Origin of the sequence: Acidovorax sacchari (genome assembly GCF_042847045.1) — a bacterium.
GTDB classification, from domain to species: Bacteria; Pseudomonadota; Gammaproteobacteria; order Burkholderiales; family Burkholderiaceae_C; genus Paracidovorax; species Paracidovorax sacchari.
Window position 1 is genome coordinate 5,255,629 of sequence record NZ_AP035783.1, and the last position, 20,599, is coordinate 5,276,227.

A 20,599-nucleotide genomic window follows, 5' to 3' on the forward strand; every position below is an offset into this window, starting at 1 on the left:
AACCGATAAGTGTGGGCGTTCAATATTGAATGCTGTTTTCCAGAAAGGAGGTGATCCAGCCGCACCTTCCGATACGGCTACCTTGTTACGACTTCACCCCAGTCACGAACCCTGCCGTGGTAAGCGCCCTCCTTACGGTTAGGCTACCTACTTCTGGCAGAACCCGCTCCCATGGTGTGACGGGCGGTGTGTACAAGACCCGGGAACGTATTCACCGCGACATTCTGATCCGCGATTACTAGCGATTCCGACTTCACGCAGTCGAGTTGCAGACTGCGATCCGGACTACGACTGGCTTTATGGGATTAGCTCCCCCTCGCGGGTTGGCAACCCTCTGTACCAGCCATTGTATGACGTGTGTAGCCCCACCTATAAGGGCCATGAGGACTTGACGTCATCCCCACCTTCCTCCGGTTTGTCACCGGCAGTCCCATTAGAGTGCCCTTTCGTAGCAACTAATGGCAAGGGTTGCGCTCGTTGCGGGACTTAACCCAACATCTCACGACACGAGCTGACGACAGCCATGCAGCACCTGTGTTACGGTTCTCTTTCGAGCACTCCTCTATCTCTAAAGGATTCCGTACATGTCAAAGGTGGGTAAGGTTTTTCGCGTTGCATCGAATTAAACCACATCATCCACCGCTTGTGCGGGTCCCCGTCAATTCCTTTGAGTTTCAACCTTGCGGCCGTACTCCCCAGGCGGTCAACTTCACGCGTTAGCTTCGTTACTGAGTCAGTGAAGACCCAACAACCAGTTGACATCGTTTAGGGCGTGGACTACCAGGGTATCTAATCCTGTTTGCTCCCCACGCTTTCGTGCATGAGCGTCAGTACAGGCCCAGGGGATTGCCTTCGCCATCGGTGTTCCTCCGCATATCTACGCATTTCACTGCTACACGCGGAATTCCATCCCCCTCTGCCGTACTCCAGCGATGCAGTCACAAATGCAGTTCCCAGGTTGAGCCCGGGGATTTCACATCTGTCTTACATCACCGCCTGCGCACGCTTTACGCCCAGTAATTCCGATTAACGCTTGCACCCTACGTATTACCGCGGCTGCTGGCACGTAGTTAGCCGGTGCTTATTCTTACGGTACCGTCATGACCTCCCTTTATTAGAAGAAGGCTTTTCGTTCCGTACAAAAGCAGTTTACAACCCGAAGGCCTTCATCCTGCACGCGGCATGGCTGGATCAGGCTTGCGCCCATTGTCCAAAATTCCCCACTGCTGCCTCCCGTAGGAGTCTGGGCCGTGTCTCAGTCCCAGTGTGGCTGGTCGTCCTCTCAGACCAGCTACAGATCGTAGGCTTGGTAAGCCTTTACCCCACCAACTACCTAATCTGCCATCGGCCGCTCCGTTCGCGCAAGGCCTTGCGGTCCCCTGCTTTCATCCATAGATCTTATGCGGTATTAGCAAAGCTTTCGCCTCGTTATCCCCCACGATCGGGCACGTTCCGATGTATTACTCACCCGTTCGCCACTCGTCAGCATCCGAAGACCTGTTACCGTTCGACTTGCATGTGTAAGGCATGCCGCCAGCGTTCAATCTGAGCCAGGATCAAACTCTACAGTTCGATCTTGAAATTTAAAGTCTTTCGACTTCACTCATAAAAACGGAATTGAAGTGAACTTCACTTCTATTCTCATGAGCGTTTGTAGTGCTAAGCACTAGTTCCGAAGAACTTGGCACTCGCCATCAAACGCCCACGCTTATCGGCTGTATATTTTTAAGGAACCAGAAGATCAGATTTCTCTTTTCTTCTTGACTCGCTGCAATCAGCGGAGCCTCGAATTCTAACAGGTTTTTAAAGTCCTGTCAAACTTTGTGGTTATTCGTCTTTCAACTTCCAACCACCCGCCAACCTCAACCACCGCAATCTCTTGCAGCACCTCAGATCAGCGAAGCCTTGAATTCTACACCAGTTTTTTCTACCAGCGCAACTCTCAGCAAAACTTTTCTTCTACCGCCCTCGCCACCTGCTTCCACCACAACCCCATCAGGAATCGCAGCAATCTCAGTAGCGAAGCCCGCTAGTATAGCAACAAAAATCGCCGTCAGCCCAAGTTCAATTGCTTTTCCAGCGCATCGAGGAACAGTGCCGGGACGTCGCACCCCGTCTGGTCGAAGATTTCCTGGAAACAGGTAGGGCTCGTCACATTGATTTCGGTGACGCAGTCGCCGATGACGTCCACTCCTGCCAGCAGCATGCCCCGCTCCAGCAGTACCGGACCGAGCCGGCAACCGATCTCGACATCGCGGGCGGTGAGCGGGCGCGCCACGCCCTTGCCGCCGGCTGCGAGATTGCCACGGACTTCCGATCCCTGGGGAATGCGTGCGAGGCAATAAGGCACAGGCTCGCCGCCGATGATGAGTACCCGCTTGTCTCCCTCGGAGATCTCGGGAAGGAACTTCTGCACCATGACGGTCTGCGCGCCGTCGTGGTTGAGGGTTTCGATGATGCTGCCCAGATTGAGTCCGTCCGCCTTGACCCGGAAGATGCCCATGCCGCCCATCCCGTCCAGCGGCTTGAGAATGATGTCTCCATGTTCCGCGTGGAAGCGCCGGATGTCGCCCGCATTCCGCGTGACGAGCGTGGGTCCGATGAGGTCGGGAAACTCCATGATGGCCAGCTTCTCTGGATGGTCGCGCAGCGCGCGGGGCTTGTTAAAGACCCTCGCCCCTTCCCGCTCCGCCTGCTCGAGGAGATGGGTGGCATAGAAGTACTCGCTATCGAACGGAGGGTCCTTGCGCATGAGCACGGCGCCGAATCCGGAGAGCTCGACCTCTCTCTCTCCTGCCACGGTGAACCAGGCTTGCGCGTCACCCGTCAGGTGGAGGTCTCGTACACGCGCCGTCACCTTGCTTCCCTGCTCCCAGCGGATGTGGGCCGGCTCGCACACGCTCACCAAATGCCCCCGGCGCTGTGCCTCCCGCATCATCGAGAACGTGGTGTCCTTGTAGATCTTGAAGTGTTCGGCCGGATCGGCAACGAAAAGAATGTTCATGATTTCGTCTGGGCTGGGAAGGTGAAGTCAGGCGCCGCGGGGGCGGCGTCCGTACTGTTGCACAAATAGCGTGAGCACGCCGGCGACTACGCCCCAGAAGGCTGAGCCGACACCGGCGATCACGACACCGCTCAAAGTGACAAGGAAGGTGATGAGCGCAGCTTCACGGTGTGCATCGTCGCGCAGCGCGGTGAACAGGCCGGAGCCGATGGTCCCGAGCAGTGCCAGGCCGGCGATGGCAACCACCAGCTCGCGCGGAAATGCGGTCAGCAGCCCGGTCACCACCGCGCCGAACAGACCGATGACGACGTACAGCGCACCGCAGGCCACGGCAGCGGTATAGCGGCGCGACCGGTCCTCGTGCGCCTCCGGCCCCATGCACATGGCGGCGGTGATCGCGCTGAAGTTCAGCGCATAGGCACCGAAAGGCGCCAGCGCCAGAGTGGCCAGCCCGGTCATGGTGAGGAGACGGGACACCGGCAGCGGATAGCCGGAGGCCCGGATGACAGCCACCCCCGGAAGATTCTGCGATGCCATGGTGACCACGAAAAGCGGCAGCGCCAGGCCGATGACCGCAGGCGCGGTGAACTCTGGCACCGTGAAGACCGGGACGGCCCAGGCGAGATGGACGGCGTCCAGGGATATCCGGCCTTGGGCGGCCGTGAACGCTATCGCGGCTGCCAGCGTGAGCACGATGGCATAGCGCGGCAGCAGCCGCCGCGCCAGGAGGTAGCTGAAGAGCATCAGCAGGACGAGCGGCAGTGCGGTCTGGGCTGCCGCGAAGGCCTGCATGCCGAACCGGGCCAGCACACCGGCCAGCAGTGCGGAGGCGATCTCCGCCGGGATACGGTGCATCGCGCGTTCGAACCAGCCGGTAGCCCCCGCGAGCGTGATGAGGACGGCGCACAGCATGAAGGCGCCGACGGCCTCGCCCATGGAAGAACCACCCGCCAGGCCGGCCGACGCCAGCACGGCGGCGCCGGGCGTGGACCAGGCCACCATCACGGGCTGGCGCAGGAGCAGCGAAGGGACCAGGGAGCACAGTCCCATGCCGAGCCCGAGGGCCCACATCCACGACGTGATCTGGGCCGGCGTGGCGCCGAAGGCCTGGGCCGCCTGAAAGACCAGGGTGACCGAACTGGTGAATCCCACCAGGACTGCGACGAATCCCGCAGCGGCGGCGGAGAGGCTGATATCTCTGAGGAAGGAGCGCATGAGGGGCAGGATTCTGTCACCCTGCACAGACGGCCATCCCGCTCCACCAGGATGGCCCGGGCCGTCCGGGGCTGCCTCGTACTTTCAGATCTCGATCTTGGAGCCCAGCTCCACCACGGAATTGCTGGGGAGGTTGAGGAAGCCTGCAGCACCGCTCGCGTTGTGGTGCATCTGTGCGAAGAGCTTTTCCCGCCAGGGAGCCATGCCGCTGCCGATCGTCGGGGTGACCACGTCCCGGGAGAGAAAGTAGCTGGTCGTCATCGATTCCAGTTCACACCCGCGCCCGCGCATGAGTGCCAACGCACCCGGAAGGTCGGGGTCGTTCTTGAAGCCGTAGTGCACCATGACCTGCCAGCAGTCGCCGCCGAGCGCCTCGACCTGCAGGCGCTTGTCGAGACCGATCCAGGGAACTTCATGGTTGCGGACGGTGACGAACAGGTTCTGCTGGTGCAGGACCTTGTTGTGCTTGAGGTTGTGGAGCAGCGCGTTCGGCACCGCGCCCGGCTCAGCCGTCAGGAAGACGGCCGTGCCGTCCACGCGCGTCGGCGGGCTGACGAATACGGCCGTGAGGAAATCCCTCAGGTCGATGGCGTCGGCGCGCAGCTTTTCGTTCAGGAGTTCGCGGCCGCGCTTCCAGGTCATCATGAGCATGAAGACGATGGAGCCGATCATCAGCGGGAACCAGCCGCCCTGCAGCAGCTTGAGCAGGTTGGAGCTGAAGAAGGCCAGATCCACGAGGAAGAAGAAGCCCGTGGCCCCGATGCACAGCGCCAGCGGATATTTCCAGCCATAGCGGATGACGAAGAAGGTGAGCACGGTGGTGATCAACATGTCCAGCGTGACAGCGATGCCGTAGGCGGCCGCGAGGTTGCTGCTGGAGCGGAACATGACCACGGCCAGGACGATGGCGAGGAACAGTGCCCAGTTGACGAACGGGATATAGATCTGGCCGGTATCGCGCACGCTGGTGTGCAGGATGTTCAGCCGCGGCAGATAGCCCAGCTGGATCACCTGCTTGGTCACGCTGAACGCTCCGGTGATCAGGGCCTGGGAGGCGATGACGGTGGCCATGGTGGCCATGATCACGAGCGGGATGAGGGCCCAGTCGGGGGCCATCATGTAGAAGGGGTTCTTGACGGCCTCCGGCTCGGCGAGCAGAAGGGCACCCTGCCCGAAATAGTTGATGGTGAGGGCGGGCATGGCCACGCTGAACCATGCCAGGCGGATCGGCTTCTTCCCGAAGTGTCCGAGATCGGCATAGAGGGCTTCGGCGCCCGTCACGCAGAGGACCACGGCGCCGAGGATGATGAAGCTCGTTCCCGGATTGCGCCAGATGAAGCCGAGCGCGTGGTGCGGGCTCAGGGCCCCCAGGATTTCCGGGTGCCCCATGATGTGTGGCACGCCGAGGGCCGCGATGGAGGTGAACCACACCAGCGTGACCGGCCCGAAATAGCGCCCGATGCCACCGGTGCCGCGCTTTTGCACGGCGAACAGGCAGAAGAGCACGATGAGCGTCAGGGGGATGACCGCCTTGCCGAAGTGCGGGGATACGACCTCCAGGCCTTCCACCGCCGAGAGGACGGAGATCGCGGGCGTGATGACCCCGTCGCCGTAGAACAGGGAGGTTCCGAAGACGCCGATGCCCAGCAGTGCGGAGCGCAGCTTCGGTTTGTCCTTCACGGCCTGGGAGGCCAGTGCCAGCATGGCGATGAGCCCGCCCTCGCCATTGTTGTCCGCCCGCAGGACGAGCACGACGTACTTCAGCGAGACGATGGTGGTGAGCGTCCAGAAGAGGATGGAGAGAACGCCATAGACGTTCTGGGGCGTGAAGGCCACGTGGCCGGAGCCAAAGACTTCCTTGACGGCATACAGCACGCTGGTGCCGATGTCGCCATACACGACGCCGATGGCGCCGAGGGTGAGCGCCGCAAGCGAGGATTTGGAGCGTTGCACTGCAGGGCCCCTCCGGCACCGTGCCGGATGGGGTTCCGGTATTGGGGGACCGCTATTGTGACAAGGAGCGGGGAAAGCACCCCGGCGGGCCGCTCCATGTTGCAGAGCAGCAACTAAGCGCCAGGCGGGGCGGCTGAGGCGCCGCGGAGAGGCTTATTCGTAGATTTCGGCCTCGGGGTTGGTCGCCTCGAGCTCGTAGCTGGCCGCCAGCATGGCCAGCCGGGCGATCACGCCATACATGTAGAAGCGGTTCGGCGCGCTGGCGCCGGGCCGGGCGCCGGGCTGGGGCAGATGGGTGCTTTGCTCGAAGGCGAGCGGCACGAAGCTCGCCCCGGGCGCGTTGAGGTTCTCGTCCACGCCCCGCTCCGCATGCATGCGGTAGAAGCCTCCGACCACGTAGCGGTCCATCATGTACACGACAGGCTCGGCCACGGCCTCGTGCACGCGCTCGCGGGTCAGCACGCCTTCCTGGATGATGACGTCGGTGACCGGCTGGCCGTCCTTGACGATGGCCATCTTGTTGCGTGTCTTGCGGTTGAGCGCGTCGAGATCCTTGGCGTCCCGCACGGTCATGACGCCCATGCCGTAGGTGCCGTTGTCGGCCTTGACGATGACGAACGGCTTTTCGTTGATGCCGTATTCCTTGTACTTGCGCCGGACCTTGGTCAGTTGCGCGTCCACGGCGGAGCGCAGGGCCTCGACGCCGGCGTTTTCGCTGAAATCCAGCCCTTCGCAGTGGCTGAAGAGCGGATGGATGAGCCAGGGATCGATGCCCAGGAGCTTGCCGAAGCGCTTGGACACCTCCTCGTAGCTCTGGAAATGGCGGCTCTTGCGGCGCACGGTCCATCCGGCATGCAGGGGCGGCAGCAGGTACTGCTCGTGCAGCTCCTCCAGGATGCCCGGAGGACCGGCGGACAGGTCGTTGTTGAGCAGGATCGTGCAGGGATCGAAGTTCTTGAGCCCGAGGCGGCCCTTGTCGCGCACCACCGGCTCCAGCGTGACCGAATCGCCGTTGGGCAGCGTGACGGTGGTCGGCTTCTTGATCTCGGGGCTGATGGAACCCACGCGCACATTGAGCCCGGCCATGTTGAAGATGCGCTGCAGCTGGATCACGTTCGCGAGATAGAACGTGTTGCGGCTGTGGTTTTCCGGGACGATGAGGAGGTTGCGCGCCTCGGGGCAGATTTTCTCGATCGCGGCCATGGCCGCCTGCACGGCCAGCGGAAGCATCTCGGCCGTGAGGTTGTTCCAGCCCCCGGGAAAGAGGTTGGTATCCACGGGCGCGAGCTTGAAGCCGGCGTTGCGGATGTCCACCGACGTGTAGAAGGGCGGGGTGTGCTCCATCCACTCGAGCCGGAACCAGCGCTCGATCGCGGGCATGGCATCGAGGATGCGCTGTTCTAGCTCGTTGATCGGCCCCGTGAGGGCGGTGATGAGATGCGGAACCATGGGTACCCTCGGAAATCAGGGAAGACGGCATTGCGCCGAAAGTGGAGTCGATTGTAGGGATTTGGGGGCGCGGGCCGGGTTCGCAAGTTTTTTCCACGGCGAAGTGCCGCGGGATCAGCGCCGCCAGAAAGCGGGCGTGAGCAACGCCATGAAGCTGAGGATCTCCAGCCGGCCGAGCAGCATGGCAAGCGTGCAGACCCAGAGCTGGAAGTCGGTGAGAACGGCGTAATTGGCAGCGGGACCGATCAGACCCAGGCCCGGTCCGGTGCAGTGGACGCTGGCGATCACCGCGCTGAAGGCGGTGACGACGTCCAGGTCGGTGAGCAGCAGGACCATGCTGAGCACGGTGATGGTGGCGCCATAGACCAGCATGTAGGCCAGCACGGCGAAGATCATCCGGTTCTCGACCACGGCGGACCCCAGGCGCACGGGCTGCACCGCGCGCGGATGCACGAGCCGCGTCATCTCGCGGCGCGCCTGCTGCAGAAGGATGAGCACACGGACCATCTTGATGCCCCCGCCCGTGGAGCCGGCGCTGGTCGCCACGCCGGACAGCATGAGCAGGAAGACCGGGGCGAACACCGGCCATCCGAGGTAGTCCGTGGTGGCGAAGCCGGTGGTGGTGGCTACGGACACGGTGTGGAACATGCCGTGCCGCAGCGCATCCAGGGGCCCGTAGATGCCCTTGAACCAGAGCAGCAGGGCCACGAAAAGGCCGCTGCCGAGCAGGGTGCATACGGTGGCGCGCAATTCGGGATCGCGCCAGCAGGTGCGCCAGTGCCCTTTGCGCAGGGCGACGAAGTACAGCGCGAAGTTGCAGCTGGCCAGCACCATGAAGACGATGGCAATCGCTTCCAGCAGGGGCGAGTGGAAGTGGCCGAAGCTGGCATCGTAGGGTGACAGCCCTCCGAGGCTCACCGTGGCGAACATGTGCATCAGCGCATCCGGAACCGCCATGCCACCAGCCCAGAACGCGAGCGCGCAGGCCAGGGAGAACACGACGTACACGCCCCAGAGGCCCTTGGCCGTCTGGGTCATGCGGGGGGTGAGCTTGGTGTCCTTGACGGGGCCCGCGGCTTCGGCCTTGAAAAGCTGGCTGCCGCCCACGCCAAGGAGCGGCAGTACGGCGACGGCGAGGATCAGGATGCCCATGCCGCCGATCCATTGCATGAAGGTGCGCCAGATGTTGACCGAGAGGGGCAGCTTGTCGAGCCCGGACAGCACGGTCGCACCGGTGGTGGTGAGTCCTGAAACGGCCTCGAAGTAGGCGTGGGTGAAACCGATGGGGCGGCCGATGGCATGAAGGGCAGCCAGGAGCGGCAGGGATGCGAACAGCGGCAGCACCAGCCAGACCAGCGACACGAGCATGACCCCGTGGCGGGGCTGCAGCTCCCGCGCATGGCGGCGAAGCCCGAACCACAGCACGGCGCCGCACGCGAGGGAGAAACCCAGGCTGGCGGCATAAACCGGCCACAGGCCCTCCACTGCCCACAAGGATGCACCCAGGGGAACGGCAAGGGCCCAGGAGAACATCGCGAGCAGCGCGCCGAACACGCGCAGCACCGGCAGCAGGTCCGGCAGGGCCTCGGAGAGCGCGGAAGGCACCGGCATCGCGATCAGAAAAACGTCGCGCTCACGCGGAAGGCCTTTTCCACCTCGCGCACCAGCCGCTTGTGCGGCAGGAAGAAAACCACATGGTCGCCGCTTTCGATGACCGTGTGGCTCTGCGGGATGATGACTTCCGGCTCGCCGGCGGGGACGGACATGCCCTCGCCCGCATCGGCCGTGGCGTGCTCGGCAAGGCCGCGCACGATGAGCCCCATGTGTACGTCGTGCGGCAAGTGGATTTCGCCGACGCGGCGGCCTACCACGCGCGAGCTCTTGCGGTCGCCACGGGCGACGATTTCCAGCGCCTCGGCCACGCCGCGGCGCAGGCTGTGGACCGCCTGGACATCGCCGCGGCGCACGTAGGCGAGCAGTTCGCCCAGCATGGCCTGTGCGGGCGAGAGCGCGATGTCGATCTGCGTGCCGTGCATGAGGTCGGCGTAGGAGCGGCGGTTGATGAGCGCGAGCACGCGGCTCGCACCCATGCGCTTGGCGAGCAGGCAGGCCATGATGTTGTCCTCGTCGTCGTCGGTGATGGCGAGGAACAGGTCCACCTCTTCGATGCATTCGTCGCCGAGCAGGTCTTCATCGGTGGCATCCCCGTGCAGCACGAGGACCTCCGCGGGCAGCACCGAGGCCAGTTCCGTGCAGCGATCGGCATTCGATTCCAGGATCTTGATGTGGAAGCCCCCCTGCGCCGCCAACTGGCGCGCGAGCCGCAGCCCCACCCGGCCGCCGCCCGCGATCATGATGCGGCGCACGGGCCGCGGCGGCACGCCGCCGCGCTGGTGCAGCGCCGCGAGCACCCGCGGGACCTGCTCACGGGCAGCGAGCACGAAGACTTCGTCACCGGCCTCGATGCGGGTGGTGCCGTCGCAGGCCACGAAACGGTCGGGCTCCTCCGGAAAGCGGCGGTAGATCGCGACCACGCGCATGGCGACATCGGGAGCACTGGCACGCATGTCGGCGATGCGCATGCCCACGACCGGCGCGCCGGCCCGCGCCCGGACGGAGGCCAGGCAGGCACGGCCGCCCGCGAATTCACGCACCTGCAGGGCCTCGGGGTACTGCACGAGCTTGCCGATGTAGCGCGTGAGGGACTCTTCCGGGCAGATGATGCGGTCCACCGCCAGGCCCTCCTTGCCGAGCAGCGCGCGGCCCCGCTCGTCGCCGGTGCCGAAGCCCGAGGAGCGGACGCGCGCGATGCGCGTGGGCACGTTGAAGAGCAGCTGGGCGATCTTGCAGCAGACCAGGTTGGTCTCGTCGAGCGCGGCGCAGGCGATGAGGAGGTCGGTATCCGCGGCGCCGGCCTCGGCCAGCACTTCAGGGTCGATGCCGCTGCCGACGACCCCGCGCAGGTCGAAGCGCGACTCCAGGTCGCGCAGGCGCCGGGCATCGGTATCGATGACGGTGATGTCGTTCTTCTCGGACACCAGGCTGTCGGCCACGCTCTCGCCCACGCGGCCCGCGCCCAGGATGATGATCTTCATGCGGCAGGAACGGAGGAAGGGAGAGGGAGTCCGCCAGCGGCGGACCGCTCATGCGCGGATGTCGCCCTCGCCGAGGACCACCCACTTGAGCGAGGTGAGGCCCTCGATGCCCACCGGGCCGCGCGCGTGGAACTTGTCGGTGCTGATGCCGATCTCGGCGCCCAGGCCGTACTCGAAGCCGTCGGCGAAGCGGGTACTGGCGTTCACCATCACGCTGGCCGAATCCACTTCGCGCAGGAAGCGCTGGGCATGCATGTGGTCCCGCGTGAGGATGGCGTCGGTGTGGTGGCTGCCGTAGCGGTTGATGTGGGCGATCGCCTCGTCCAGGCCGTCCACCACCTTGATGCTGATGATGGGCGCAAGGTATTCCTCGGACCAGTCCTGTTCGGTGGCTGGCACGAGCACGGCGCCCGGCACGCCGGCCAGCAGGGCCAGGGCCTCCGGGCAGCCGCGCATTTCCACGCCCTTGGCCGCATAGACGGCGCCGATCCGCGGCAGGAATTCAGCGGCCACGCCACGCGCGACGAGCAGCCCTTCGCTGGCATTGCAGGGACTGTACTTCTGCGTCTTGGCGTTGTCGGCCACCTTCACGGCCATGGCGACATCGCAGGGGTCGTCCACGTAGGTGTGGCAGTTGCCGTCCAGGTGCTTGATGACGGGCACCTTGGCATCGCGGCTGATGCGCTCGATCAGGCCCTTGCCGCCGCGCGGAATGATGACGTCCACATATTGCGGCATGGCGATGAGGTGGCCCACGGCCTCGCGGTCGGTGGTCTGCACGAGCTGCACGGCATCGCCGGGCAGGCCGGCTTCCTCGAGCGCCTCCTGCACGAGGCGCGCGAGGGCGCGGTTGGAATCGATGGCCTCGGAACCTCCCCGCAGGATGCAGGCGTTGCCGCTCTTGATGCTCAGCGAGGCCGCCTCGATGGTCACGTTGGGGCGGCTTTCGTAGATCATGCCGAAGACGCCGATCGGCACGCGCATCTGGCCCACGCGGATGCCGCTGGGCTGCTGGCGCATGCCGGAGATCTCGCCGATCACATCGCCCATGGCGGCGAGCTGTTCGCAGCCCAGGGCGCAGGTCTCCAGGACCTTGGGTGTGAGCTTGAGCCGGTCCACCATGGGCTCGGCGAGGCCGGCAGCCCGGGCACGCTCGAGATCGCGGGCGTTGTCCGCCTGCAGGGCGGTGGCGTTGTCGCGCAGGCGTCGGGCCAGCGCCAGCAGCGCACGGTTCTTGACGGCCGATGGCGCCTGGGCCATCAGCGCGGAGGCGGCCTTGGCCTGGGATCCGAGGGCGTGGAGGGTTTCGGCGATGTGCTGCGCGTTCATGGACGTGATTTTGACGCATCGCTGCGCTACCCGCCCGGCGCGGGTTTCCCCGCCGGGCGGTACGTTCCGGTTTTGCTACCCTCGCGCGCCATGACGACCACCCCGACCACACCGTTGCCAGCCGCCCAGCTCACCACCTTCGCCACGGCCCTGGGGGATCTCCGCGCCGCGCGCATGGCGCCGCACGCCTTCAGCGAGGCGGCACGCGCGCAGACGGCGCTGCTGGCAGCACTGCCACCGCGCTACGCCCAGGTGCTGGCGGATCTGCTGGACCGGCTCGAATCCTCGGCGCTGTTCTCGGAGGAAAGCTGCTCGTTCAGCCAGGGCGGCCTGATCGACAGCCTGCAGGCCTGGGTGGACAAGGCACGGGCCCAAATCGGGAGCATGCACTGACATGCTTCACCCGTCCAATGGCCGCGGAGCAGGCCACGCCAGCAGACGCCGCAGAGCCGGCTTCGCCGGGCTGCTGGCGTCGTCCACCTTGAGGGGGAAGGCGCCGCAGGCGATTCAGGGGGTGTTCACTTCACTGCCTTGCACAGCTGCAGCGCGAGGCGGTGCAATGCCTGCCAGCCATCGGCAGGCCAGTCGGGCACCTTGAGGCCCTTGACGATGCCGTCCACGATGTGGGCGGATTGCAGCAGGCGCGAAGCGGCGGCATCGGAAAAACGGGGAACGATGCGCTCGAAGAGCCGCTCTTTCGTCCCCCAGACGCGGTTTTCGCGCAGTGCCATGGGCAGCGGCTTGCCGGCATTCACCGCATCCTTCACACGCTTCAGGGAGCGGATGTCCTCGGCGAGGGTCCAGTGGACCAGTACCTCGGCCTCGCCTTCGGCCTGCAGGCCGTCGAGCATGCGCTGCATGCGCGCCACCTGGCCGGACAGCACGGCCTCCGAGAGCTTGAAGACGTCGTAGCGTGCCACATTGAGCACGGCGGCCTCGACCTGGCCCCAGGAGAGTTCCCCGGGCGGGTGCAGCAGGGCGAGCTTCTGGATTTCCTGGTGGGCGGCCAGCAGGTTGCCCTCCACCCGGTCGGCGAAGAATTGCAGCGTGCGCTGGCCCTCCTCCCCTGCGGCCACGCGCTGGCTCTGCGCCGCCAGGCGCTGCGCGATCCATTGTGGCAGGACACCGCGCTCCACCGGGTCGATCTGCACGCTCACGCCCTCGCGGTCCAGGGCCGAGAACCAAGCACCGGTGCGCGTGGCCTTGTCCAGCCGCGGCAGCATGACGAGCGTCAGGGTGCCCTCGTTGCCTGCGGCGGCAGCGGCGATCTGCTGCAGGGCCGCACCGCCATCCTTCCCCGGCTTGCCCGAGGGAATGCGGATCTCCACCACCTGCTTGTCCGCAAAAAGCGATAGCGAACCGCCCGCCGCCAGTACCGCGCTCCAGTCGAAGTGCGCGCCCGCCACGGTGTGGCTGCTGCGCTCGGTGTAGCCCTGCTCGCGCGCGGCGGCACGGATGGCATCCGCGGCCTCCTGCTGCAGAAGCGGCTCATCGCCGTGGATCACGTAGAGCGGCCGCACCCCCTTCTGGAGATGTGCGGACAGCTGGTTCAGCGCGATCTGCATGGCAATGCACCACCGGCCCCGGGAAGTGGCCAGCCCGCCCTCATTGCGGACGCGCCGCGGCCAGACGCCGCAGCAACTGCTGCACGAGATCGGTCTGCATGTTGCGGTAGAGCAGCGCCTCTTCGGCCTCCTTGGCGAGGGCGATGCTCTCGTTGTAGCTCACGTCGCGCTGCTGCACGAGTTCCGTCGGAGCAATGAGCTCCGTGCCCTGCTGGTTGCGCAGCCGGAAGCGGATGCGCAGGCGCAGCTGCAGTTCGCGCACCTGGCCGGACGCGTTGTAGCCCACCACCACGCGCTCGCGCTGTTCGGACAGCAGCTCGAACACCGCGTCGGCCTTGGGCAGGTCGGCGGGATCGCGCAGCACCGTGAGGTCGCCGCCCGAGCCCTTGAGGGTGCGCTCGAGTTCACGGCCCAGGGCCGAGCCGGCACCTGCCTGGATATAGAGGGTGCGGAACTGGAACTCCGGCGCGCGGCGCAGGTGGAAGCCGCAGGCAGTGAGGCCGGCGGCCAGCGGCGCTGCGGCCAGCAAGGTCAGGAACGAGCGTTTGCGCTGCAGCATGGTGCGGGCTCTCGGGTGCAATGGGTTCAAAACGGGCGGCGAAACGATCAGACGACCACGTTCACCAGCCGGCCCGGCACGACCACGACCTTCTTGGGTGCGGCGCCGGCAGCGTGCTTGTGGAAATCCTCGCTCGCGAGGGCGATGCGCTCGATCTCCGCCTTGTCGGCGCCGGCCGGCACACGGATCGCGCCGCGCAGCTTGCCGTTGATCTGCAGCACCAGTTCGATCTCGTCCTGCACCAGCGCACCGGCGTCCACCTGGGGCCAGGGCGCGTCCAGCAGGTCGCCCAGGGTGCCCGCGTAGCCCAGCGAACTCCAGAGGCCGTGGGCGATGTGGGGCGTGGCGGGATAGAGCACGCGCAGCAGGATGCCGAAGCCTTCGATGAGCGCGACCAGGCCGCCGGGCGCGTCCGTGGACTTGAAGTCCTCCAGCGCGTTGAGCATCTTCATCGCACCGGAGACCACGGTGTTGTACTGCATGCGCTGGTAGTCGTAGTCCACCTGCTTGAGCACGGTGTGGATCTCCAGGCGCAGCGCCTTGGCTTCCTTGCCGAACTGCACATCCTGCAGGCTGTGGGCGCCCTGGATGGCAGCCTCGGTGGCTGCGGCATCGATGCCCGTGAGCTTCACGCCGAAATTCCACACTCGGCGCAGGAAGCGGTAGCTGCCCTCGACGGCGGCATCGTTCCACTCCAGCGTGGCCTCCGGGGGCGCGGTGAACATGGTGTAGAGGCGCGCCGTATCGGCGCCGTACTTCTCGATCAGCTCCTGCGGATCGACGCCATTGTTCTTGGACTTGGACATGGTGCCCACGCCCTCGTAGTCGATGGACGTGCCGGCCGGCAGGCCGCCCACCGCATTTTTCAGGCGGGCGCCGGTGATCTTGCCGGCCTCGTCCAGGACGTGCTCCACATCGTGCGGCCAGAAGTATTCCTTGCCGCCCTTCTCGTTGCGGCGCGAATAGATGTGGTTGAGCACCATGCCTTGCGTGAGCAGCTTGGTGAAGGGTTCGTCCACCTTCACCAGGCCCAGGTCGCGCATGACCTTGGTCCAGAAGCGCGCGTAGAGCAGGTGCAGGATCGCGTGTTCGATGCCGCCGATGTACTGGTCCATGGGCATCCAGTAGTCGGCGCCGCCGGCCACCATGGCATCGGCGTTCTTCGGATCGCAGTAGCGCATGAAGTACCACGACGAATCCACGAACGTGTCCATGGTGTCGGTCTCGCGACGCGCGGCCTTGCCGCAGACGGGGCATTTCACGCCGGCGTGGAAGCCCTCATGCTTGTGCAGCGGATTGCCGGAGCCGTCCGGGATGCAGTCCTGCGGCAGCACCACGGGCAGGTCCTTCTCGGGCACCGGCACCGCGCCATGCTCGTCGCAATGGATGATCGGGATCGGCGTGCCCCAGTAGCGCTGGCGGGAAACACCCCAGTCGCGCAGGCGCCAAGTGGTCTTCTTCTCGCCCAGGCCCTTTTCCTGCAGCGCATGCGCCACCGCGGATACAGCCTCGGGGTACGACAGGCCGCTGAAACTGTCGGAGTTGATGGTGACGCCGTTCTGCTTGTCGGCGTACCAGTCCTGCCAGCGGTGGTAGTCGAAGGTCTCGCCATCGACGAGCACGACCTGCTTGATCTCGATGCCGTACTTGAGCGCAAAGGCGAAGTCGCGCTCGTCGTGCGCGGGCACGCCCATGACGGCGCCGTCGCCGTAGCCCATGAGCACGTAGTTGCCCACCCAGACCTCGACAGGCTCTTCCGTGAGCGGGTGCGTGACGGTCAGGCCCGTGCGCACACCCTTCTTCTCCTGCGTGGCCAGTTCGGCCTCGGTGGTGCCGCCGGTCTTGCATTCCTCGATGAACGCGGCCACTTCGGGCCTGGAGCGCGCGGCATGGGAGGCCAGCGGATGCTCGGGCGCCACGGCGCAGAAAGTGACGCCCATGATGGTGTCGGCACGCGTGGTGAACACGTACATGCGGCCACCGCCGATGGGCTGGCCGTCATCCCCGCGGATGTCGTGCGTGAAGGCGAAGCGCACGCCCTCGCTCTTGCCGATCCAGTTCTCCTGCATCAGCCGCACCTTGTCGGGCCAGCCGGTGAGCGTGGCATTCGGGTTGCCCACCTGCACGTGGTCGAGCAGCTCCTGCGCGTAGTCGGTGATCTTCAGGTAGTAGCCGGGGATCTCGCGCTTTTCCACGGGCGCACCGGTACGCCAGCCCCGGCCGTCGATGACCTGCTCGTTGGCGAGCACGGTCTGGTCCACCGGATCCCAGTTCACGACCTGGGTCTTGCGGTAGGCGATGCCCTTCTCCAGCATCTTGAGGAACAGCCACTGGTTCCACTTGTAGTAATCCGGGTCGCAGGTGGCGACCTCGCGCGACCAGTCGATGGCCAGCCCCATCGCCTGCATCTGCTTCTTCATGTAGGCGATGTTGTCGTAGGTCCACTGCGCGGGCGGCACGCCGTTCTTGAGCGCCGCGTTCTCGGCCGGCAGGCCGAAGGCATCCCAGCCCATGGGCATCAGCACGTTGTGGCCGTTCATGCGCAGGTAGCGCGTGAGCATGTCGTTGATCGTGTAGTTGCGCACGTGCCCCATGTGCAGCTTGCCGCTGGGATAGGGCAGCATGGAGCAGGCATAGAACTTCTTCTTGCCGGCGTCTTCGGTCACGCGGTAGGCATCGCGGGCGGTCCAGTGGCTGTGCGCGGCGCGCTCGACCTCGGCGGGGGTGTATTTGTCTTGCATTGGAAAAAGGGGACCGGGCCGCGCTGGCGGCCGCCGGCGTTTTCGCAGGAGGAGGGGTTCGCCGGATTTTAGGCGCGATGCGGACACTCCCGTCCGGACGCCGCGGCCGGAGGACCGCAGGCGGCTTCAGATGGACTCGCTCTGCTTGAACACCAGGCGGCCGATGGGAATGCAATCCGGCTCGGCCCAGGCCTTGCGCGGATAGCGGGCCTGGTCGGGGTTGTCGCACGAGAGCCACCAGCGCCCGCCATCGCGCTGGACGCGTCGCAGCAGCACTTCGCCGAAGCCGTTGATGGCGAAGACCTGCCCGTCGCGCAGCGTGGTGTCCGACGTGTTCACGACCACGATGTCGCCCGCCTGGATGGAAGGCTCCATGCCGCTGCCGCGCGCGCGGATGGCCAGCAGGCACTGGGGAATGTAGCCACGCCGCTCCAGCCAGTGGCGGTGGAAGGTGATGGGGGCATCCTCGTCGGTCTCGTCGGGCCAGATCGCGTAATCCGCGATGCCGGGCCGCAAATGCAGGGAGACCGGGAAGAGCTCGTACATCTCAGGCCCTGCGTCGAAGTCGTATGCGACGGAGGATTCCCGGATGCCGGCCGGCGCGGGCGGCTGCGAGAACCAAGCATGCATGCCGCGCAGGGACTCGATGTGGCGCACCGTCTTGTCCGACACGGCACGGTTGCCGCAGAGCATCTGGCGCACGAAGGCGCCGCCACGGTAGCCCAGCAGGCGACCGAAAGCTGCCACATTGCCCTCCGACAGACGGCGCACGGCATCGGCGAGTCGTGCCCGCCGCTGCTCCTGAATCCGACGCTCGTCCATCAATCCAAGTTAGCATGCCGGATGGAACCATTTGCTATGATGATTTCATACCAATTGCTGACAATAGTAGCCGATCCGCACGCACGACGGCACGACTCTCGTGGGAGGCGAGCGCAGCATGGAAGACATCGCAAAAATGGAATCTGCTGCCGTGCCAGCGGCACGGCCCCCCGGGAGCGAGGCCCGGCCCCCGCCGTGCCCTGACGCGCCCTGGCCGGCGCTGCTGTGCGGCATGGTCCACGGCGGCTGCGCAGTCTTCGCCCTGGACGCCCGGGGCCGCTTCACCTGCGCCAGCGAGGGGACGGGCCAGTTGCTGGGGCGGCCGGCCGCATCCCTGCCCGGGCAACGCATGGCGGACCTCCTGGCCCGCCCGCCTTCCGACCCCCATCTGCACCGCCTGCTGCTCGGAGGCGCCCTGCCCGTAGCGGCCTCCGGTTACCGCTGTGAAACGCTGCTGCACCCCGCGGGCGGCACGCCGCTGTGGGTCCAGGCGGAGCTTCAGCCGGCGGCCGGGCTGCTCACCGGCATGCTGACCGACATCACGGCCACGAAGGTGCGCGAACGGCTGCAGCACCGGGTGCTCGACGCGATGGCGCGCGACCTGCCCCTGTCCGACATCGCCGCCGGCCTGTGCGAGGACGTCGAAGCCATGCTCCCAGGTGTCGCCGTGTCGATACTCGAGCTGGACAGCCAGCACCGCCTGAGGTGCCTGGCGGCCCCCGCGCTGGAAGACGTGCTGGCCGTGCACGTCGAAGGCCAGCCCGCCGCACGGGAAGGGGATGCCCGCAGCGCGGCCGTCTGGCGTTCAGCCCCTGCCGCCTGTACGGACGTCGCCGCGGACCCGCGCTGGGCCCCGTGGCGGGAGCCGCTGGCGGCGCGGGGCTTCACGGCCTGCTGGTCCGCCCCGATCCTGGATCGCGACGGCCGGCTGCTGGGCTGCTTCACGCTGCATGGCCGGAGCGCACTGGGCTGCGACGGACTGCCCCTGCACGCGCTGGAGGGTGGAGCCCGGATGTGCGCACTGCTGCTGGAGCGGGAGCACACCCAGCAAAGCTTCCGCCGGCTGGCCTACCAGGATGCCGTCACCGGGCTGCCCAACCGGGCGTTCCTGCTGGAAGCCACGGAACGCCTGATCCGCGAGGCGCGCCGGGAAGGCCACTCTCTGGCGATCGCCTTCATCGATCTGGACCGGTTCAAGCAGGTGAACGACCAGCTGGGCCACCGGGCCGGCGACGACCTGCTGCGCGAAGTGGCGCAGCGGCTGCAGGGCGCCTCGCGACGGGCCGACATCGTGGCCCGCATCGGGGGCGACGAATTCGCCGCGGTACTGCCCCATTGCGGCAGCCGCGAGGCAGCCGCGGCCGCGCGCAGGCTGCTGGCGGCCGCGGTGCGCCCGGTGATGCTCCACGGCAGGTGCTGGAGCCTGGGCGCCAGCATCGGCATCGCACAGTACCCCCGCGACGGCACGAACGCCGCCACGCTGCTGCACCATGCGGACCTGGCCATGTATGCCGCCAAGCGGGCAGGCGGCCAGCGCCTGAGCGTCTTCCGGGGCAAGACACCAGGCGCCCCGATGGTGCGAGAGGCCCAGGACGGGTGAACGGCCCCACCGCCGGCGAGGAGCGCCACGGCAGGTGACTCAGCGGCGCGCAGCGGCGGCCGCGTCCGGCGGGGAAGCCCCGGGCTCGGCCACGAATCCGATGCGGTGCAGGCCCGCGGCGTGGGCGGCGCCCATCACCTCGACCACCCGGCCATACGGCACGCCGGCGTCGGCACGCAACTGCACCTCGGCTTGAGGATGCGCCCGTGCCACGCCACGCAGCCGTTCGGCCAGGGCGGCGCCATCCACGGGCACTCCGCCGACGAAGACCTGGCCCGCGGCATCGATCGCGACTTCGACCGAGTCACCGGCGGCACCCTGTGTGGTGCCCTCCGCACGCGGCAGGTCGAGCCGGATGGCACTGGCCAGCAGCGGCGCGGCCAGGATGAAGATGACTACGAGCACCAGCATGACGTCCACCAGGGGCGTCATGTTGATGTCGCTCATCGGCCTGGGGGCGGATGTGCGTTCGAGGCGGCCGAATGCCATGGGTCGCAGCCGGGCTGGAGGCGGCGGATCAGCCGCCGCGGGACGAGGATTCGTCCAGGAGCAGTTCGCGCAGGTCGAGGGCGAAGCCTTCGAGGTCGGCTTCCACGCGGCCGACCCACCGCCCGAACAGGTTGTAGGCCAGCACGGCGGGAATGGCCACGGCCAGGCCCGCCGCCGTCATCACCAGCGCCTCGCCGACCGGACCGGCGACGCGATCGATCGATACCGCCCCGCCACCGGCCAGGGCCGTGAGCGCATGGTAGATGCCCCAGACCGTGCCGAGCAGGCCGACGAACGGCGCCGTGGATCCCACGGTGGCCAGCAGCACCTGCCCGAACTGCAGGCGTGCCAGGACCCGGTGCAGTGCATCGCGCAGGACACGCGTGAGCTGCTGGGAGCGCTGGCCGCTCGCAGCCAGCGAGCCGGCCTGGGCGTTGTCCGCGACACCGGCGGCGGCGTCCACCAGGGGCCTTACCAGGCCGTCCGGATCGGCCGGCACCAGACGCTGGCGCGCCGACTCCAGCGTGGGCGAGCGCCAGAACTCCGCGGTGCTCCGCTCCACACCGGCCACGGCGCGCCGCAGCAGGCGCGCCTTCCAGAGGATGACCACCCAGCTTGCAATGGACATGGCCAGCAGCAGCAGTGCCGAGATGCGGGTGACCATGTCCCCCTGATGCCACCAGTGCCACGCGTTCATGGATATGCCACCAAGAGAAAGGAGAAAGGCTGGGAAAGCGGGCGGACGGACCTGCCGTTACCGGGCCGCGCCGGAAGGCGA

Annotated in this window: 15 protein-coding genes and 1 rRNA gene; 2 read left to right on the forward strand and 14 right to left on the reverse strand. The window is 66.3% G+C overall.

What is annotated here, in order from left to right; all coding sequences use genetic code 11:
* Positions 1 to 43 precede the first annotated feature (43 nt).
* The 8 genes from ACGHC0_RS23325 to ACGHC0_RS23360 form a co-directional block, all read right to left on the reverse strand.
* A 16S ribosomal RNA gene (locus tag ACGHC0_RS23325) occupies positions 44 to 1,572 on the reverse strand.
* Positions 1,573 to 2,053: 481 nt separating this feature from the next.
* On the reverse strand, positions 2,054 to 3,004 hold the full coding sequence (gene gshB, locus ACGHC0_RS23330) for a glutathione synthase (protein ID WP_415266902.1): 951 nt from the start codon (positions 3,002 to 3,004) through the stop codon (positions 2,054 to 2,056).
* A 27-nt stretch (positions 3,005 to 3,031) separates the two neighbouring features.
* Positions 3,032 to 4,219: a benzoate/H(+) symporter BenE family transporter gene (locus tag ACGHC0_RS23335; RefSeq protein ID WP_415266903.1), complete on the reverse strand. Its 1,188-nt coding sequence runs from the start codon at positions 4,217 to 4,219 to the stop codon at positions 3,032 to 3,034.
* Positions 4,220 to 4,303: 84 nt separating this feature from the next.
* Positions 4,304 to 6,172: a potassium transporter Kup gene (locus ACGHC0_RS23340; RefSeq protein ID WP_415266904.1), complete on the reverse strand. Its 1,869-nt coding sequence runs from the start codon at positions 6,170 to 6,172 to the stop codon at positions 4,304 to 4,306.
* Between the two features lie 153 nt (positions 6,173 to 6,325).
* Positions 6,326 to 7,621, reverse strand: a complete 1,296-nt coding sequence (gshA, locus tag ACGHC0_RS23345) for a glutamate--cysteine ligase (RefSeq protein ID WP_368353185.1) — start codon at positions 7,619 to 7,621, stop codon at positions 6,326 to 6,328.
* A gap of 114 nt (positions 7,622 to 7,735) precedes the next feature.
* Complete coding sequence (locus ACGHC0_RS23350; protein ID WP_415268452.1) at positions 7,736 to 9,202, reverse strand: TrkH family potassium uptake protein; 1,467 nt, start codon at positions 9,200 to 9,202, stop codon at positions 7,736 to 7,738.
* Positions 9,203 to 9,237: 35 nt separating this feature from the next.
* Complete coding sequence (gene trkA / locus ACGHC0_RS23355; RefSeq protein ID WP_368353186.1) at positions 9,238 to 10,716, reverse strand: Trk system potassium transporter TrkA; 1,479 nt, start codon at positions 10,714 to 10,716, stop codon at positions 9,238 to 9,240.
* Between the two features lie 48 nt (positions 10,717 to 10,764).
* The gene (locus ACGHC0_RS23360; protein ID WP_415266905.1) at positions 10,765 to 12,045 is read right to left on the reverse strand and encodes a glutamate-5-semialdehyde dehydrogenase; all 1,281 of its coding nucleotides are present in this window, start codon (positions 12,043 to 12,045) and stop codon (positions 10,765 to 10,767) included.
* A 90-nt stretch (positions 12,046 to 12,135) separates the two neighbouring features.
* Here ACGHC0_RS23360 and ACGHC0_RS23365 point away from each other — a divergent pair, with 90 nt between their 5' ends.
* Positions 12,136 to 12,438, forward strand: a complete 303-nt coding sequence (locus ACGHC0_RS23365) for a hypothetical protein (protein WP_368353188.1) — start codon at positions 12,136 to 12,138, stop codon at positions 12,436 to 12,438.
* A 125-nt stretch (positions 12,439 to 12,563) separates the two neighbouring features.
* Here the strand turns inward: ACGHC0_RS23365 and holA are convergent, their stop codons facing one another.
* From holA to ACGHC0_RS23385, 4 genes are all read right to left on the reverse strand, one after another.
* Positions 12,564 to 13,610 (reverse strand): DNA polymerase III subunit delta, encoded by a 1,047-nt coding sequence (gene holA, locus ACGHC0_RS23370; protein ID WP_368353189.1) that lies wholly within the window; start codon positions 13,608 to 13,610, stop codon positions 12,564 to 12,566.
* A gap of 40 nt (positions 13,611 to 13,650) precedes the next feature.
* The gene (lptE, locus tag ACGHC0_RS23375; protein WP_368353190.1) at positions 13,651 to 14,169 is read right to left on the reverse strand and encodes an LPS assembly lipoprotein LptE; all 519 of its coding nucleotides are present in this window, start codon (positions 14,167 to 14,169) and stop codon (positions 13,651 to 13,653) included.
* 47 nt (positions 14,170 to 14,216) lie between these two features.
* Entirely contained in the window at positions 14,217 to 16,910 is a 2,694-nt protein-coding gene (gene leuS, locus ACGHC0_RS23380) for a leucine--tRNA ligase (RefSeq protein WP_368353191.1), read from the reverse strand.
* 126 nt (positions 16,911 to 17,036) lie between these two features.
* Positions 17,037 to 17,657 carry a helix-turn-helix transcriptional regulator gene (locus tag ACGHC0_RS23385; RefSeq protein WP_415266906.1) on the reverse strand — a complete coding sequence of 207 codons (621 nt, stop codon included), beginning with the start codon at positions 17,655 to 17,657 and terminating at the stop codon, positions 17,037 to 17,039.
* Between the two features lie 211 nt (positions 17,658 to 17,868).
* On the opposite strand from ACGHC0_RS23385, the gene ACGHC0_RS23390 reads away from it, so the two are divergent.
* On the forward strand, positions 17,869 to 19,332 hold the full coding sequence (locus tag ACGHC0_RS23390) for a diguanylate cyclase domain-containing protein (protein ID WP_415266907.1): 1,464 nt from the start codon (positions 17,869 to 17,871) through the stop codon (positions 19,330 to 19,332).
* Positions 19,333 to 19,371: 39 nt separating this feature from the next.
* Here the strand turns inward: ACGHC0_RS23390 and ACGHC0_RS23395 are convergent, their stop codons facing one another.
* Together ACGHC0_RS23395 and ACGHC0_RS23400 are read right to left on the reverse strand one after the other, a co-directional pair.
* Positions 19,372 to 19,821 (reverse strand): ExbD/TolR family protein, encoded by a 450-nt coding sequence (locus ACGHC0_RS23395; protein WP_368353194.1) that lies wholly within the window; start codon positions 19,819 to 19,821, stop codon positions 19,372 to 19,374.
* 28 nt (positions 19,822 to 19,849) lie between these two features.
* Positions 19,850 to 20,518: a MotA/TolQ/ExbB proton channel family protein gene (locus ACGHC0_RS23400; RefSeq protein WP_415266908.1), complete on the reverse strand. Its 669-nt coding sequence runs from the start codon at positions 20,516 to 20,518 to the stop codon at positions 19,850 to 19,852.
* Positions 20,519 to 20,599: the final 81 nt, after the last annotated feature.